General features: G+C 54.1%; 13 protein-coding genes. 9 read left to right on the top strand and 4 right to left on the bottom strand.

Annotated features, from left to right (window positions below):
- Positions 1–580 precede the first annotated feature (580 nt).
- Both AC6RNO_RS33245 and AC6RNO_RS33240 read left to right on the top strand, forming a co-directional pair.
- On the top strand, positions 581–1,315 hold the full coding sequence (locus AC6RNO_RS33245; RefSeq protein WP_497108051.1) for an SDR family NAD(P)-dependent oxidoreductase: 735 nt from the start codon (positions 581–583) through the stop codon (positions 1,313–1,315).
- A gap of 23 nt (positions 1,316–1,338) precedes the next feature.
- Positions 1,339–1,758 (top strand): MerR family transcriptional regulator, encoded by a 420-nt coding sequence (locus AC6RNO_RS33240; protein WP_474684189.1) that lies wholly within the window; start codon positions 1,339–1,341, stop codon positions 1,756–1,758.
- A 125-nt stretch (positions 1,759–1,883) separates the two neighbouring features.
- On the opposite strand, the gene AC6RNO_RS33235 is transcribed toward AC6RNO_RS33240, so the two are convergent.
- From AC6RNO_RS33235 to AC6RNO_RS33225, 3 genes are all read right to left on the bottom strand, one after another.
- Positions 1,884–3,695, bottom strand: coding sequence for a DUF2334 domain-containing protein (locus AC6RNO_RS33235; RefSeq protein ID WP_497108050.1), 1,812 nt, complete (start codon positions 3,693–3,695; stop codon positions 1,884–1,886).
- 103 nt (positions 3,696–3,798) lie between these two features.
- Positions 3,799–3,951: a hypothetical protein gene (locus AC6RNO_RS33230; protein WP_474684191.1), complete on the bottom strand. Its 153-nt coding sequence runs from the start codon at positions 3,949–3,951 to the stop codon at positions 3,799–3,801.
- A gap of 130 nt (positions 3,952–4,081) precedes the next feature.
- Positions 4,082–7,414, bottom strand: a complete 3,333-nt coding sequence (locus tag AC6RNO_RS33225; protein ID WP_497108054.1) for an NTTRR-F1 domain — start codon at positions 7,412–7,414, stop codon at positions 4,082–4,084.
- Positions 7,415–7,745: 331 nt separating this feature from the next.
- Between AC6RNO_RS33225 and AC6RNO_RS33220 the strand changes: the two genes are divergently transcribed.
- Both AC6RNO_RS33220 and AC6RNO_RS33215 read left to right on the top strand, forming a co-directional pair.
- Positions 7,746–8,189: a MarR family winged helix-turn-helix transcriptional regulator gene (locus AC6RNO_RS33220; protein ID WP_474684192.1), complete on the top strand. Its 444-nt coding sequence runs from the start codon at positions 7,746–7,748 to the stop codon at positions 8,187–8,189.
- A gap of 311 nt (positions 8,190–8,500) precedes the next feature.
- On the top strand, positions 8,501–9,694 hold the full coding sequence (locus tag AC6RNO_RS33215) for an MFS transporter (protein ID WP_497108049.1): 1,194 nt from the start codon (positions 8,501–8,503) through the stop codon (positions 9,692–9,694).
- 97 nt (positions 9,695–9,791) lie between these two features.
- Here AC6RNO_RS33215 and AC6RNO_RS33210 read toward each other — a convergent pair whose 3' ends face one another.
- Positions 9,792–10,832: an LLM class flavin-dependent oxidoreductase gene (locus AC6RNO_RS33210; RefSeq protein WP_474684194.1), complete on the bottom strand. Its 1,041-nt coding sequence runs from the start codon at positions 10,830–10,832 to the stop codon at positions 9,792–9,794.
- Positions 10,833–11,156: 324 nt separating this feature from the next.
- Between AC6RNO_RS33210 and AC6RNO_RS33205 the strand changes: the two genes are divergently transcribed.
- The 5 genes from AC6RNO_RS33205 to AC6RNO_RS33185 all read left to right on the top strand — a co-directional run bounded on the left by AC6RNO_RS33205 (position 11,157) and on the right by AC6RNO_RS33185 (position 17,283).
- Complete coding sequence (locus AC6RNO_RS33205) at positions 11,157–11,321, top strand: hypothetical protein (protein WP_497108048.1); 165 nt, start codon at positions 11,157–11,159, stop codon at positions 11,319–11,321.
- Positions 11,322–11,361: 40 nt separating this feature from the next.
- Entirely contained in the window at positions 11,362–12,669 is a 1,308-nt protein-coding gene (locus AC6RNO_RS33200) for a trypsin-like peptidase domain-containing protein (RefSeq protein WP_497108047.1), read from the top strand.
- A gap of 217 nt (positions 12,670–12,886) precedes the next feature.
- Positions 12,887–15,001 carry a glycosyltransferase family 39 protein gene (locus tag AC6RNO_RS33195; protein ID WP_497108046.1) on the top strand — a complete coding sequence of 705 codons (2,115 nt, stop codon included), beginning with the start codon at positions 12,887–12,889 and terminating at the stop codon, positions 14,999–15,001.
- A 23-nt stretch (positions 15,002–15,024) separates the two neighbouring features.
- Positions 15,025–15,924 carry a UTP--glucose-1-phosphate uridylyltransferase GalU gene (gene galU / locus AC6RNO_RS33190; RefSeq protein ID WP_497108045.1) on the top strand — a complete coding sequence of 300 codons (900 nt, stop codon included), beginning with the start codon at positions 15,025–15,027 and terminating at the stop codon, positions 15,922–15,924.
- 264 nt (positions 15,925–16,188) lie between these two features.
- A complete protein-coding gene (locus AC6RNO_RS33185; protein WP_497108044.1) occupies positions 16,189–17,283 on the top strand; it encodes an S-layer homology domain-containing protein in 1,095 nt (364 codons plus the stop codon).
- Positions 17,284–17,559 lie beyond the last annotated feature (276 nt).

Below are 17,559 nucleotides of genomic sequence, written 5' to 3'. Positions count from 1 at the left end.
AATGGGAAAATAAGTATCTAATAACTCAAAAAGAAACTTAACCATTTTAATCCAGTCGATGTTAGCTTCTTTGCAAAGCTAGTGGAAAAAAACTGCACTTTCGAAGGTTTTCTCCCTGAACGATGCATCCTGCCCATTCTGTTCAGTTCCGCGACCTCGCAAGGAGAGGTACGCGCCCAGAAAAAGCAGCTGTCCCTCAAATTAGGGCAATGGGTATGTATAAAAGCAACCCCGTCGCACAGACTCCTACTTCCAGTAATTACCACCCCCTCACGGCTCATTTTTTTGCAATCGAATCGCTGGAGCCGGCGTCGATCAGGATAGTTTTGTCGAATATGTTCACCAATTCCGCGGAATACGACTCCAGGTCGACTTTACCGTAAAGATTCGCATTCGCCTAATACTCCCCGATCGCCCCCGTGATCGCACTTGTCATCACGCGAACGTTGAACTCGCGAGACTTTCCCTATCGCCCCCTTAGTTCAATAAAAAACGCTCCTTGTTAATGCTTGACTTGGAGTATACTCCAAGTTTTATCATGATTTTCAGCAAGTAAATTCTACCTCCAGGAGGCGTAATCATGAGCACTTCAAAAACAGTTTTGATCACTGGCGGAAACAAAGGTATTGGTCTTGAGACTGCCAGGCAATTGGGCAAGCTGGGATTCACAATTTTAATCGGTTCAAGAGATCAATCTAAAGGGGATGAAGCTGCAGCTTTGCTGAAGAATGAGAACATAGATGCTGAGGCAATTACGCTTGACGTTACAGACATGGATACCATTCAATCTGCCGCGAAACGAATTGATGATCAATATGGGGCGCTTGATATTCTGATTAATAACGCTGGCGTGAGCTTGGATGGAGGTCTTCCTCCGAGTCAACTGGAATTGACCGTTCTAAGGAATACTTATGAAACGAATGTATTCGGCATGTTTTCTGTCACTAAGGTAATGCTCCCTTTGATTAAAAATTCGCCTGCTGGCAGAATTGTAAACCTCTCAAGTGGCCTGGCTTCCTTGACCTTGAATAATGACCCGGAATCCGATGCCGAAAAATACGGAGTCAATGTGCTCGCCTACATGAGTTCGAAAACGGCTGTCAATGCACTGACTGTCTTGTTTGCCAGAGAATTAAAAGGTACGCCGATCAAGATAAATTCAGCTGATCCGGGGTACACAGCTACGGATTTGAATGGGCATACGGGTTATCGTACCGTTGAACAGGGCGCGTCTATTGTCGTGAAACTCGCAACCCTTCCCAACGAGGGTCCGACCGGCGGTTTCTTTGATGAAAACGGAGTGATACCGTGGTAATACAGCAGGAGGAGGTGGCAAAAGTGAGCGACGTTCCGGAAGCCTTCAGTTCAATTAAACAGGCGGCAAAATTCACTGGGCTATCGGAAGATACGATCCGCTATTATGAGAAAATTGGATTACTGCCGTATGCGGATCGTGAAGCAAACGGGCGCAGGACTTACAATAAACATCAGCTGGAGTTTATGGTTTTTTTGACGAGAATGAAGGCAACAGGAATGACGTTGGAAGAAATCAAGCGATACCGTCAACTCTCCTCGCAAGGATCTTCCTCAATCCATCAAAAAATCTCGTTTCTAATCGAGCACAAGACAAGAGTCCAAGACGAAATTTCTCGATTGCAGGAGACCGAAAAAATTATTGATTATAAAATTGATTATTATAATAGGGTTCTAATGAACCCCGATTTAAAAGATTCCAACTGCGATCCCATAGAAGAGTAATTAAACGATGAGCTGCCATATCGCCAGTCTGCATTTTATTTTCTTCGAACACAAGGAATGTGTCGTCGAGGGAAAGAACTGAGCGTGACAAAATGCACGCTGCCTGCAGCCTGCAGCCGGCGGTTTTAACGCCTGTTCAAAATGTTGACCGCGGCAGATAGCGTGCCGCCAAACCGATCGGGCCAACGCGCCAGCAGGTCGTTCCGGCCAGTCGCGTGAAAGTCGCCCGCGAGCGGCTCCATGCTTGCGCCCGCGGCCCACGGCCCGAAAGGGGAAGCCGGCGGTAAGAAGACGCTTCCTGTACTGAGGGCGGCTGTCCAAAGTCCCTGCTCCCGATCCACAAGCAGGAGATCGCTGCGGCCGTCGCCGTTCAAATCAGCGAGAAGCGCGTCATAGCGCTCGCCGGATATGGGCGCGGTCAACCAGGCGCCAGCGGCATGTAAACGCAGTCCGTCGCTTAGCCAGACGTCCCATTGACCTGCCGCGCGGTCCCAGAGCACAAGATCGGCCAGCCCGTCGCCGTTGACGTCCGCGATATAAGGGGAGCGGGCTTTGGCGAAGCCGGGGACTTGCAGCCGGAGCTGCGGGGCGTGAAACCCTTGTCCATGGCTGAGAGCCACAGCCAGACGGCCGGAATCCGGGTCCCACAGCACCAAATCCGTCAGCCCGTCGCCGTTCAAATCCCCCGCAAGAGCTTGCCATCCCCTGAACGCGTCTCCCGCGGCAAGCCATCTCCCGTCAGGCTGCAGCCCGGTACCTGTATGTAGCGCCACCTCGCAAACGCAAAGCCCGGGATGCCATACCGCAGCGTCATTTCGGCCGTCGCCGTTGAAATCGCCGGCCAGCTCCGTCCCGCCGCCCCAAGCGGGCCAACCCGACAAAACCGGACGAACCGTGCGAATCCCGTTCCCGATTTTAAACCTGCTGTCCAAACTCACCTCAGCAAAATACCAATTGCCGCTTGAGCGCTGACGGATCATGAGCCTGTCTTTACCGCCTTTTTCGGTTTTTGCAGTCAGAACCCGGTAATCGGGTCCTTCCCAAACATCGGTTTGCCGGAAATCCGGTACAAACGAAAGCAAACCCAAAATGGAGACGAACCGTCGGCCGTCCGCTTGAAAGGAGCGGATCAGCGTTTTGAGCGGCGTTTTGTCCTCATAGATTGGCGGGGCGCCGGGCTGAAGCCGGATATATGGGAATTCAAGAAACGGATGATAGAAAAAAGAAGCCAAGTCATCGGCTCCATACTTGCGCATCTCGCTGACGATTCGTTCCGTGTCTTCCTTGACAGCTTCGCCGCTTACGTAGAAGAGGGGCGTCGGAACGTACAGAGCTCCACTGGAGACAGGCGAGTCCGAGCTGCGAAAAGTGATCTTTCGGCTGTCGGGGAAGGCGGGATTATTTTCATAAATGAGGCCGCTGCAAGCTTCAAGAATATCCCTTTGAACCGGGGATGCCGCATAGTGCGGCGTCTCGAACCAATCCGCCCGCAGCCCGGCGGCGTGAAACAGCTCAAGCGCCTTGGCGAATCGTCCGTATGCGTACGAATGCCGCAGCTGGTCAGGCTGACTCAATGCCTTCGGCGAATCGTCCGGCGGGCAGTTCGCGCGGCAGTCTGCGTAATGAAATTCGTAGCCTTCGCCGCTTACCGTTTTGCCGTATTGATGCGTGTATCCGTGAATGCCGAGGGATGCGCCTTTATCGGACAACGTGTGCAGCGTTTGGACAAAACGAACCGATACCGGATCGCTCCGGTCCGCAATGGAGCGGTCGATCCGGCGGATCGGGTCGACAAACCGGGGAATGACGGCGACATGAAACGGAACGCCAGACGCACGCAAAAAATCGGCGACAGCAATAAGCTTCGCCTGATTTTCCGCAGATTCGTAATAGTCTCCGGGGCCGATATCTTCAAGCCGAATCAATGCTTTTTTCATCCGAATTCCCCCTCGCCTGCACGAAACCTTTCGTTGGTGATATGTATGATGGGATCAGCTTTTTTCATAACCGGCTTTTGCAGGGGGAGAGGATGGGAGGGGGCTAGTCTTCCGGCGTGCGATCAAGGTACAGGCGGGTGACCTCCGTATATTCGCCTTGCTCGATCTCTTTTCCGTCAGCCTTTTCTTCAAGCGGATCATGGGTGTTCATTCCGGGTGCGATCGTCGGCTCGGTTTCTTTTTCATGTTTTGGCACTATTTTCACGCTCCTTAACAAGTAATATAGCCATTCGTTAGGAAGGATATCCGCTTTTCAGGCATGAAGAGGGGGCAAAAGGGCAGTTAAAAGGCCAACCTGTAAAAGGTCGGCCTCAAAGCTTTATTTTTTACAGCAAAATTCCGGTGAAAGTGATCGCTCCGATTGCAGTCGCCGTACCGCTCAGCGTTAACGCCTGTAACGTATACGTTACATCGCCGGTTCCAGGCGTTGAATCAACATGGTCGACGCTCGTTGCGAAAAATGAGGATGTCGAGGTCGCTTCATCATTGATGCTAAAGATGACGGTTGCTCCATTAAGAATTTGCAATTGAAGCACAGTATTAGCCGCATCTGCTTGCCATCCAACAATTCCGGTTAACCAAACGCGGCTTCCGGCCGGAACCCCCGTTATTGTAATCGTCCCGAGAGGAGTCGCGACAGCACTTATCGCTATTGCTGAACTCCCCGTCGTATTTGGCGAATTCTCGGAAACCTGAAACTGTTGGAACGCCCCTGTGGCCCCGGTAGCGCCCGTGGCCCCGGTAGCACCCGTAGCACCAGTATCGCCCGTGGCTCCGGTAGCGCCAGTGTCGCCAGTGTCGCCAGTAGCCCCAGTAGCCCCAGTGGCACCTGTGTCGCCCGTGGCTCCAGTAGCGCCAGTGTCGCCAGTAGCACCCGTGGCACCCGTGACTCCGGTAGCCCCAGTAGCGCCAGTAGCGCCAGTAGCGCCAGTGTCGCCAGTAGCCCCAGTGGCACCTGTGTCGCCCGTGGTACCTGTAGCGCCCGTGGCTCCAGTGGCACCTGTGTCGCCCGTGGCCCCAGTGTCGCCGGTGGCTCCGATGTCGCCTGTAGCCCCAGTGGCCCCAGTAGCGCCAGTAGCGCCAGTAGCCCCCGTGTCGCCGGTGATTCCGGTAGCGCCAGTAGCCCCAGTGTCGCCCGTGGCTCCGGTAGTGCCAGTAGCCCCAGTAGCCCCCGTGTCACCCGTGTCACCAGTGTCGCCGGTAGCGCCCGTGGCACCTGTGGCACCAGTAGCACCCGTGTCACCAGTGGCACCTGTGTCGCCAGTAGCCCCCGTGTCGCCCGTGTCGCCCGTGGCCCCCGTGGCCCCTGTGGCCCCAGTAGCGCCCGTGGCTCCCGTGGCTCCGGTGTCGCCAGTAGCCCCAGTGTCACCAGTGGCCCCCGTGGCCCCTGTGGCACCAGTAGCGCCCGTGTCGCCCGTGGCCCCCGTGGCCCCTGTGGCCCCAGTAGCGCCCGTGGCTCCCATGGCTCCGGTGTCGCCAGTAGCCCCAGTGTCACCAGTGGCCCCCGTGGCCCCTGTGGCACCAGTAGCGCCCGTGGCTCCCGTGGCCCCTGTAGCCCCAGTGTCGCCGGTAGCACCCGTGTCACCAGTGTCGCCGGTAGCGCCCGTGGCCCCAGTGTCGCCGGTGGCCCCGGTAGCGCCCGTGGCTCCCATGGCTCCGGTGTCGCCAGTAGCCCCAGTGTCACCAGTGGCCCCCGTGGCCCCTGTGGCACCTGTGGCACCAGTAGCGCCCGTGGCTCCCGTGGCTCCGGTGTCGCCAGTAGCCCCAGTGGCCCCAGTGGCCCCAGTGTCGCCCGTGGCACCAGTAGCGCCCGTGTCACCTGTGGCACCCGTGTCACCCGTGGCCCCTGTGGCACCAGTAGCGCCCGTGTCACCCGTAGCACCTGTGGCACCAGTAGCGCCCGTGTCACCCGTGTCACCCGTGGCTCCGGTAGCACCTGTGGCACCAGTAGCGCCCGTGGCTCCCGTGGCACCTGTGTCGCCCGTAGCCCCAGTGGCCCCAGTGGCACCAGTGTCGCCCGTGGCACCAGTAGCGCCCGTAGCCCCTGTAGCGCCAGTGGCACCTGTGTCGCCAGTAGCCCCCGTGTCACCCGTGTCACCTGTGGCACCCGTGTCACCCGTGGCCCCTGTGGCACCAGTAGCGCCCGTGTCACCCGTAGCACCTGTGGCACCAGTAGCGCCCGTGTCACCTGTGGCACCCGTGTCACCCGTGGCCCCTGTGGCACCAGTAGCGCCCGTAGCCCCCGTGTCGCCCGTGGCCCCCGTGGCGCCCGTGGCTCCGGTGTCACCCATCGCACCCGTGGCACCGGTAGCCCCCGTAGCCCCCGTGTCGCCCGTGGCCCCCGTGGCGCCCGTGGCTCCGGTGTCACCCATCGCACCCGTGGCACCGGTAGCCCCCGTAGCCCCCGTGTCGCCCGTGGCCCCCGTGGCGCCCGTGGCTCCGGTGTCACCCATCGCACCCGTGGCACCGGTAGCCCCCGTAGCCCCCGTGTCGCCAGTGGCCCCCGTGTCGCCCGTGGCCCCCGTGTCGCCAGTGGCACCAGTGTCGCCCGTGGCTCCGGTAGCACCAGTAGCCCCTGCGTCGCCCGTGGCTCCAGTAGCGCCCGTAGCGCCCGTGGCCCCAGTGTCACCAGTAGCGCCCGTGTCACCCGTGGCTCCGGTAGCACCAGTAGCCCCTGCGTCGCCCGTGGCTCCAGTAGCTCCTGTATCGCCCGTTGCGCCAGTGTCGCCCGTGGCACCAGTAGCGCCAGTAGCCCCTGTAGCGCCAGTGGCCCCAGTGTCGCCCGTGGCTCCGGTAGCACCAGTAGCCCCCGTGGCACCTGTGGCACCAGTAGCGCCAGTGGCCCCAGTGTCGCCCGTGGCCCCAGTAGCGCCCGTAGCGCCCGTAGCACCAGTGTCACCAGTGGCACCAGTGTCACCAGTGGCACCAGTAGCGCCCGTGGCTCCGGTAGCCCCAGTAGCGCCCGTAGCACCTGTGGCTCCCGTGGCTCCAGCAGCACCCGTGGCACCGGTAGCGCCCGTGGCTCCAGTGGCCCCGGTAGCACCTGTAGCCCCAGTCACACCTGTCGCGCCAGTAGCTCCGCCTGATGGCCCTGTCGCGCCCGTCGCCCCAGTGGCTCCTGCAGCCCCCGTAGCACCAGTAGCACCTGTAGCTCCCGTAGCACCCGTCGGCCCGGTGGCTCCGCCTCCGGTTGCAGCCAGCAATGCCACGTCGTCTACTAAAATATCCGCTGTTCCAGCCAGCGGGATAGTGTTGATTAGTATGAACGCTTGAGTGGTGCCGGCGGGAGCAGGGCTCGTCGTTTGGTAGATTTCGAGCCAAGTATTGTTTGTAGCGTCAGGAATTCGATCTTGTAGAACGTCTATAAAAAGTCCGGTGCTGAGCAGATTAAAGAGGCTGTCAAAAAAAAGCACCTGGGCCGTAACGGAAGGTGCCGGCAGTCCCCCGACCTTGGCAAGCGAAACAAGGAATTCGTAAGATTCTCCTGAAGTTGCCGGTACGAATTGTGCTATAAAAGAGGTAACTGCACCGCCTTGCAAATCGGCAGCAAATATACCCGAATGCGAAAAAGTACTTGTAACCGAAGCATTGGCAGAGCTCCACGGGACAAGAGTTCCTGTTTCAAAACCGCCGTTAACGACTAAGTTTTGAATAGTCATTTTTAAAGCCCCTTTCCTCATAATTGCGTTTCCCTTAACCCGTTAGAGAAACGTAGAATAGTATACGGCAGCTTTTGTTTTCCAGTAACGTCCTTTGACGCTGGTCAGAATCACAATTTTTGAACGCGCGAAGAAGATGTGGGCAGTCATGAAGACCGTTACCGAGAGGGGAGGCTGTCTAAATCCAATTTTTTTATTTGCACAAAAAAGCATAAACATGAATGCTGCGGTCTAGCTTGGGAATAATCATTATGATATTCTTAAAATAATGAACGGCGGCTGTAATAATCCGAATGACTATATTATTTGAAACAGAACAGGTGAGACTTATATGCATACTAGCGCCAACAATGAACTATTAGATAACTGGCTGTCTTTTACCAATATACAAACGAGCATTAATAATAAATTGGAGAGTGCTCTACAAGAGAACTATAGTTTATCGTTAAAAGAATTCTATGTTCTTTATTTCCTGTCCCAAACAAGCGATAAACAATTAAGGTTACAGAAATTGGAGGAAATGGTCGGCTTAAGTCAAAGCGCCGTATCAAGACTGGTAGGCAGAATGGAAGCTAAAAGCTGCGGTGCTTTGCAGCGGCACGTTTGTGAAGACGATCGGAGAGGGATCTACACCCATTTGACGGAGCTCGGCGAAAATAAATTTAAAAGAGCCTTGGTAACTTTTAACGAAATTATTCAGTCTGCCTTTTTAGAGGACGGCCTCCAGAATGAGCTGCAGTCTTTAATCCAAAAATGCAAAACGGCGGATAAATAAATCTGCTGCAGAGTAACTTTTGCCCGAAGATGTTTGTTCGGGCTTTTTTGCATTTGAAGATGCAGCGCCTCGCCTAATAACTCCGTAATGATTTTACCCTCCCAACTTTCGCACGTATGTATCCGAACTGAAAAGTATAAACTAAATTAAATTGTCTATTTACAAAACTATACGTTCAGTATATTATTTAATTATTAATTAGTGAACTTTAAGTACAGTATTTAATTGCGTTAGTCGGTAAAGGGGGGATCATCGCAGCGCTTATATAAAATCCATATGTCAATATGATTTCCAAATAAGGAGTTGTAACTATGACTTTTTCAAAAAAACAAGCCATCGAAAAGGATCTCCCAGCATGGTTAGCCATACTTCTGGCGGCCGCATGCGGTATCATTGTAGCTAATCTTTACTACGCACAGCCCTTGGTAGGTTTAATCAGCTCTTCAATTGGGATGTCTGCCGGAAGTGCCGGCTTGATCGTAACGTTAACCCAGATTGGGTATGTTGTCGGCTTGCTGTTTGTCGTACCTTTGGGGGATATTATTGAAAATCGAAGGCTGGTAGTCGTCACTTTACTGCTCAGCGCAGTCGCCCTGATTGCCGCTGCAGTCGTGAAACACGCTATGCTTTTCTTAGCGGCTTCACTTTTCATCGGGTTGGGGTCGGTAGCAGCACAAGTACTCGTGCCATTTGCATCATACCTTGCAACGGAAGCGACACGCGGCCGCGTTGTAGGCAATGTCATGAGCGGTCTGTTACTTGGTATCATGCTCTCACGTCCGTTATCGAGCCTGGTGGCTGACTTCTTAGGCTGGCATGCGATATTCGCCCTGTCAGCCGCAGCTATTGTTCTCCTGGCGGTCGTGCTGGCTAAGGTCCTTCCTGCAAGGAAGCCCACGGCAAACACGCACTATGTAGTCCTCCTTGGTTCAATGTGGCATCTGCTTCGGACTACCCCGATCTTACGTCGTCGAGCCGTTTATCATGCGTGTTTGTTTGGGACTTTCAGCTTGTTCTGGACAACAGTTCCGTTATTGTTGACCAGTCCTGCTTTTCATTTTTCTCAAAAAGCCATTGCGTTGTTCGCCCTTGTCGGAGTCGCGGGTTCTATAGCGGCACCTATAGCCGGCCGACTGGCTGATCGCGGCTTGACCAGATCGTCTACAGGGATAGCTCTCACGATTGTCGTCGTTTCTGTTTTACTGCCACTCATCATCCAGACAAGTTCGCCTGTCGGAATAGCTGTTTTAGTCGTATCAGCCATTCTATTGGACGCTGGAGTATCCGCAAATCTTGTGCTTGGACAACGGTCAATCTTCTCGTTAGGGCCAGAAATCCGCAGCCGATTAAATGGGCTATTCATGGCTATTTTCTTTTTGGGAGGTGCCGTTGGATCCGCTATCGGCGGATGGGTATACGCATTAGGAGGATGGAGTGCAGCATTATGGGTAGGAATAATCTTTCCGGTCATTGCTCTGCTTTATTTCGCCACAGAGAAGAAGTAAATCTTTGAGGTGTGCATTTTATATAGAAGCGAGGCGCAGCAAAAAAACCTCCGAAACCACGGCAATCAAGTGGAGTCGGAGGTTTCATTGTTGATTTTTACTTTCCTTGCACGATTTCGGCAAGTATTTCGTAGGAGCGCAGACGGGCGCTGTGATCAAAAATTTGCCCGGCCACAATGATTTCGTCGGCTTCCGTTTTATTCAAGATCTGCTGCAGCCGCTCACGTACCGTTTCTTTGCTTCCGGCAACCGTGAAGCTCAATTGCTTCAGGACGTGGGCTTTTTCCTGCGGCAGCCAGAGCGGCTCCATGCTGTCCACAGGAGGCTTCAACAAGCCGGGCCGGCCGCGGATCAGATTGAGAAACAGCTGCTGCTGCGACGTGGACAATTTTTGCGCTTCTTCGTCGGTATCGGCGGCAACGACGCTGATGCCTACCATGGCATGAGGTTTGTCCAGCACTTTAGACGGACGGAAGCTGCTGCGGTACAGTTCCAGGGCCGGCATCAAATAGTCCGGGGCAAAATGGCTGGCAAAAGCGAACGGCAAGCCCAATTGGCCTGCGAGCTGGGCGCTAAATCCGCTTGAGCCGAGCAGCCAGATCGGGATGTTCAGCCCTTCGCCGGGAACGGCCCGCACGCCGGGCATGCTGGTTCCCAAGGACGGGTCCAGGTAACCGCGCAGCTCGCTGAGCAGTTCGGGGAAATCATGCCCGTCGCTGCCCAGACCGCGGCGCAGAGCGCGGGAAGCAAGCTGGTCCGATCCGGGGGCTCTTCCCAGCCCCAAATCGATGCGCCCCGGATACAAAGATTCCAGCGTGCCGAATTGCTCGGCAATGACCAGAGGGGCGTGGTTGGGCAGCATGATGCCGCCTGAGCCTACGCGGATTCTCGAAGTGCCTGCCGCGACATGGCTGATAATAAGCGAAGTGGCCGAACTGGCAACGCCGGCCATGTTATGGTGCTCAGCCAGCCAATACCGGTGATAGCCCCACTTTTCGGCATGCTGCGCAAGATCAAGCGTCCGACGAAAAGATTCGGCCGGGTTGCTGCCTTCAACGACAGGGGCCAGGTCCAGAACGGAAACAGGCACCTCATCAAATCGCTTGTTTTGTTTGGTAGTACTACTATCTTCGAACATAAAGTCGTCAACCTCCTCGATAAGTAAAATCCAACGATAATAACCATGCTCTCATTATTAGATATTATGCAAATTAAAGCAAGTACCAACTTATTTGTAGTATAGTATCTTTTTTATACCAGCAAGGAACATTTTTTTGAATTTCCTTATAAAAGCCTCTTTTGCAGCGGTTTGCTGCTGTGAGAGAGGTTTTTTGCCGCCCGCAAATTCAGCGTATTTTCAGATAGTTTTTATGTTCTTATCAGCATAGCTTCAGGAGCGTTTCAGGTTAGGCATCTATACTCAAAACATAAAGTTAATCCAACACAGTTAGGTGGAATGAACATGAGCGCTAAACCAAGCCATAGTTCGGCCGAAGCTATCGTATACAACAAAATTTACGCCGCAGCTTCAGACAATACCGTTTCCCGGTCTGTCGGCCAGATCAAGCTGGATGAACGCATTCGGAAAATCGTATCCGCGCTCTCCAATTGGTCCGTTATAGCTTAAACATTTTATAGATTGCAAATAAAAGAAAGGTGGTATATCAATGAACGAATTAATTCCAACCAATCACACACCTGAGGAACGTCGCAAAACTTCCATGAAAAGCGTCTTCGCGGCTTTTATGGCCGGAGCGGTCGTAGTCGGCAGTCTTATGTTCGCTTCCGATAAGCTGAATTTGTTTACCGGCGGTGTTCAGCCGCTTGCAAGCGGAACGGTCGCCGCGGCAGCGGGAACTACGACCGGCCGCGGCGTACAGACCGCATCGCTGGGCGCTTCCACCGGAACGAACAGCATAGCCGCTATTGCCAAACAAGCCAGTCCTGCCGTAGTCAAAATCGAGACGAAAACGAAAGCGACCAAGACGAAAAGCAGCAACCCGCTATACGACAGCCCGTTCTTCCGGCAATTTCTTGGTGACGGCAGTGGCAACGGCAGCGGTGGCGGCAGCCAGTCCCAGGGCGACAACAGCGGCAGCTTGCAGGAAAGCGGGCTCGGCTCCGGATTTATTTTCGAGTCCTCCGGTTATATTTTAACCAATGAGCACGTAATTGACGGCGCCGATGAGATCGACGTGTACGTACAAGGCTACGATACGCCGTTCAAAGCGACTTTGCTGGGCAACAGCTACGATCTGGATCTGGCCGTGCTCAAACTTTCCGGAAACAAAGAGTTCGCCTCCTTGCCGATCGGCAATTCGGATAATGCTCAACCGGGAGACGGGGTTGTCGCTATCGGCAATCCGTACGATTTCGACTATACAGTTACATCCGGCGTGCTTAGTGCCAAAGAACGCTCGATCAGCATCGACGACCAGCAGGGCACAAGAAACTACAAGCATCTGATTCAGACGGATGCGGCGATTAACCCCGGCAACTCCGGCGGTCCGCTGCTCAATATGAACGGCGAAGTGATCGGCATCAACACGGCTGTCAGCTCGGAAGCTCAAGGCATCGGCTTTGCCATTCCGACAAGCACAATCAATTCCGTTCTGGATAAATTGAAAAACAACGAAGCGATTCCGAAAGAAGCTTCTCCTTACATGGGCGTCAGCGTTCAGGATGTTACGCAAGATATGCTGTCCGATTTTAAATTGAAAAATACCGATGGCGCCTTTGTGGCTGCCGTACAGCAAAAATCGCCCGCCTTCGAAGCCGGCATCCGCCAGTATGATGTCATTACGGCCATCAACGGAACGAGTATTTCGAGCGCAGAGCAGCTGACCAAACAGGTTCAGGCGGCCAAAGTCGGGGATAAGCTGAAAGTGACGATTTCCCGCAATGGCCAGACTCAAGATCTGACGGTTACCGTCGGGGATAAAAATAACGCAGGCACTGCTTCCACCCGGAAATAAGCCGGATTGCCGGATTGTGCAGGAAACCAGGACAAATGCAAACCCGTTGACTTATGCGTCAATGGGTTTTTGTCTTCCTGAGCCCGGGATTTCTTTTCAGTAAATGTTAAGCAGGCTATCAAGAAATGCTCAGGCCGCCCTCAGGGCCGATTCAGTTTCGTTCGTTACAGTATACATAACGAAAGAGACAACGATTTGGCACAAAGGGGTGGGCAATATGCACGCAAAATCATTGCGGAAATTGGACTATTTTTTGGTTGCAGCGGTTTTGTTATCGGCTTTTTTAAACGTCTGGAACATTTGGAACCAGACCTATGTCAACGCTTATTACACGTCGGCGGTTACCAGCATGCTTCAAAGCTTTCATAATTTTTTCTACGCATCGTTTGACCCGGGAGGCTTCGTTACAGTCGATAAACCGCCTGTTACATTTTGGCTGCAGACCGCCAGCGCTTACTTGTTCGGGCTTAGCGGCTGGAGCGTCATCCTTCCGCAGGCTTTGGCCGGTGTCGGTTCCGTATTGCTGATCTATTTTACAGTGAAGCCGACTTACGGCAAGATTGCCGCCCGCATGGCCGCGTTCGTTTTTGCCTGTACGCCGATTGCGGTAGCGGTTGCCCGAACGAACAACGTGGACAGCTTGCTCGTATTCACTTTGCTGCTCGCCGTCTGGATGCTGCTGCGCGGCATCCGCAATCACAAGTGGGGATGGGTCGCAGCCGCCTTCGGCACGGTCGGCCTCGCTTTCAACATAAAAATGCTTCAAGCGTATATGGTTGTACCTGCTTTTTACTTGCTGTACTTGATCGCTTTTCGCGCCAACTGGAAAAAGAAACTGGCCGTACTTGCCGCCTCAACCGTCCTGCTTGTCGCGATATCCGTCTCGTGGGCGGTGACGGTAGACTCGATTGCCAAAGACAGCCGGCCGTATATCGGCAGCAGCCAGACCAACTCCGTCCTGGAGCTGGCCTTCGGGTATAACGGCGTATCCCGTTTAACGGGCTCCGGGATAGTCGGTGGCGGCGGCAGCGGGGGCGCGCCGAAAGAAGCTCCGGCGGCGGACGGCACAGCCACCGAGCAGGGGCAAAGCGGCAGCGACGGCACAGCCTCCGCTGCAAGCACCGGCGCTTCAGCCGACGGAAGCGCGGTCGGACCGCAGGCCGGCGATGCAGCCGGCAGCGGCAATATGCCGCCGGGCGGGTTCGGCGGCGGGCAAGGGCCCGGAGCCGGCGATGGTGGCGGCGGACCGATGGGCGGCGGCAGCGGCAGCGGCGGCGCATTCGGCACGGGTAGCGTCGGACCGCTGCGGCTGTTCCAATCCGGCCTGTCCGGGCAGATCAGCTGGCTGATCCCTTTTGCAGCCTTTGGCTCCGCCGGGCTGCTTGCAGGCATCCACCGCAGAAAGCCGCTGACGGACAAACAGAAAGAAACGCTGTTCTGGCTCGCATGGTTGCTTCCCGCCATGGCATTCTTCAGCGTCGCAGGCTTTTTCCATCAATACTACCTGATCATGCTCGCTCCTTCGATCGCAGCGCTTGTCGGAGCAGGATGGGTCGAAATGTGGAGGCTTTACTGCGATAAGGCCGGCTGGCGGATGTGGCTGCTGCCGTCGGGCGTTCTCGCTACGACAGCGCTTCAGCTATACATCATGTCCGATTATACGAGTCAAATCGGTATCGGCTGGTCCATAGGGATCGGCGCAGCGGGCGTCCTGGTATCCGCATATCTCGGTCTGCGCACGCAAAAAGCGAAATGGAACCGGATCGCCGCCGCTGCCGGACTGCTCGTCCTGCTGGTCGTTCCGCTGTATTGGTCCGCTACGCCGCTTATGTACGGCGGCAACAGCATGCTGCCTGAAGCGGGGCCTCAGTTGAAATCCTCGTCACAGGGCGCAGGCATGGGGCAAGAAGAAGTGAACGCCAAGCTGCTGCAATATTTGATCGAGCACAACACCGGCGAAAAATATTTATTCGCCACAATGCGCGCCACGTCGGCAGCGCCTTATATTATCGAATCCGGCAAGCCGGTTATGGCGATGGGCGGCTTTTCGGGGTCCGACCCGATTTTGACGCTGGATCAACTTAAAACTTTAGTGAAAAACAAAGAAGTCAAATACTTCCTGCTCGAGGGATCGGGTTCCCCGGGCGGCGACAGCTCCGAGCTGACGAACTGGATTCAAGAAAACGGCACCGTGGTTTCGACCGATGAGTGGCAGACCTCGGCTGCGGCAGCTTCGAACTCAACTTCGAGCACAACTCAAGACACGACGCAGGGCCAGGGTGCGCCAATGCGCATGGGCAGTTCGATGACGTTATACGAAATTCAATCCTAATCCGAGACAAGGAGTGTATCAAAATGAAAATCAAGAAAGCTATTATTCCTGCCGCAGGCTTGGGAACGCGCATATTGCCCGCTACCAAAGCTCAACCTAAGGAAATGCTGCCGATCGTCGACAAGCCGGCCATTCAATATATTGTGGAAGAGGCCGTTCAATCGGGAATTGAAAGTATTTTGATTGTGACGGGGCGTAATAAGAAGTCGATCGAGGATCATTTTGATAAATCCGTTGAACTGGAACAAATTCTTCGCGAAAAAGGCAAAAGCGAGCTGCTCGCAGAAATACAGAACATCAATCAGATGGCGAATATTCATTATATCCGACAGCAGGAACCGCTCGGATTGGGCCATGCCATCCTTTGCGCGCAGCCGTTTGTCGGCAATGAACCGTTTGCCGTTTTGCTCGGCGACGACATCATGGTCAGCGATACCCCGGTGCTGCAGGAGATGATCCGGCTGTTCGAAACCGCGGATATGAATATTGTAGGCGTACAGCCCGTCCCGCCGGACGAGGTGAGCAAATACGGCATCATCGATCCGGTCAGAAACCTCAACCGAACGTATTCCGTGCGCGACATGATCGAAAAGCCGGCTCCGCATCAAGCGCCGTCCAATATGGCGGTGATGGGCAGATATATTTTGAAGCCAGCGGTGTTTGACGCGCTGCGAAGGATCGAGAGAGGGGCCGGCAACGAATACCAGCTTACCGACGCGCTGCGCGAAGTATGCCGTACCGAGGGGCTGCTCGCGCTCCAACTGAACGGAGAAAGATATGATATCGGAGACAAATTCGGATATATGAAGGCATTCGTAGAAATGGGCCTGCAAAGAAAAAGCCTCCGTACGCGCCTGCTCGATTATCTGGAGATGCTTATATTGAAGGAACGCGGTAAAGAGAATATGAAGAAGAGCGTATGAAGCTTTGCCCAGTACAAGAGCGATACGTATGGATTGAAAAAGCATGATCGCAGCGGTTTCCCGTAAACCTGCCGCCGATGATGCTTTTTCTTTTTTTACCGTCATTTGGCCCTCTTCAGCGCAGTTTGGCGCTTTTGCCGGATTCAGGGGATTCTCAGGCAGTTCTCATTGTCTCTTCAGGGCAGGCTCAGGGGATATTCAGGTTAGGGGTCTATACTTGTCCTTGTAAGAAACAATAACTTATCCGAGAGGTGGAACTACATCATGAAAGCACTAAGCAAAAAAATCATCGCCGGCACTCTTCTTACTACTTGCCTGTTCAGCTCAGGCAGCGTCCTTCTCAATAGTCAAGCCTACGCGGCAACGCCGACTTCGAAGTACAGCGCAGCAACCGACACATCCGCAAATCAGGACAGCAGAATGGTCAAAGAAGGCGCCAAGCTGCTCGGGGTCGACGAGGCGGCAATGACTACGGAATTGAAAAAAGGCAGAACGCTATCACAAATAGCTTCTGATAAAGGATTCGGCAAAGACGCTTTTCTACAAAAGCTGAAGGATGCCGTTAACACTTCCATCGACTCCGACGTTAATGCCGGCACGCTTACCAAGGATCAGGCCGACAAGCAAAAAGCCGCTTTTCCCGACCGTTTGAACCAGCAAATCGATAATGCAAACCTCGCAAACACATTGGCGAATTGGAATTGGCAAACGCAAAAGACCGACCCTGTCTACAATAATACAGCGACAACAGCAGCGGGCTCCCAATCCAACGACGATAAAGGTTTGATCGATATTAAAAATCATTGGGCTAACAAGTCCATCAATGATCTGGTAGGCAGAGGCGTTCTTCAGGGGGACCAGAACAAGCGTTTTAACCCGGACTCGACCGTCACACGCGAAGAGTTGGCTGCGATGCTGTCCAGAGGCTTTAATTTAACTGCGGACACTTCGAAAACTCCTAATTACTCGGATGTGCAGAAAAACAGATGGTCCTACAACAACATTGCCGCGGTAAAAGATTACCTCGATCCGCAAACCGACGCTAACGGCAATTCGGCCTTCAATCCGACCGACGGAGCGAAGCGGCAAGATGTAGCGGTCAGTCTCGTAAAAATACTTTTGAAGAACAAGCCTTCGACTACTTTGATGGACACGGCTTCCGCCGACAAACTGCTTAAAGAGAAATTCAAAGATGCCGACAGCATTCCTGCCGCTCTCCGTCCATATATCGCAACTGCGGTTCAACATAACTTAATTCAAGGGGACGAACAAGGAAACTTCGCACCTACGCATACCATTACCCGCGCTGAAGTAGCGACGCTGCTCGATCGTTGTCTCACTAGCGACAGCAGCCAATGAGCCGATAAAAAAAGACGCCTCCCAAACCTTTTAGGTGTGGGGGCGTTTTTTTGTTGCCATATGCAGCGCTAAGCGCGTGGGATAGTAGGACAATCGTTCTGATTGGCGAATAAATCTGCCTCTGAGTGCAGCCCCACATCTTCGAAAGACCTCGATAGAGGTTTATCTCATCGCCGAAGGAGGGCGGGACCCGGCTGGCACCTGAAAAAGCTGAAACAATGCAGGCTTCTTCTGCGAAAAGTGCCGCACCGCGCGCCCACGGCACAACAGCTCTCG

The sequence above is a fragment of the Paenibacillus sp. sgz302190 genome (assembly GCF_059820445.1).
Note: the sequence above shows the minus strand (reverse complement) of the source record. Positions and strands in the feature narration are given on the sequence as shown.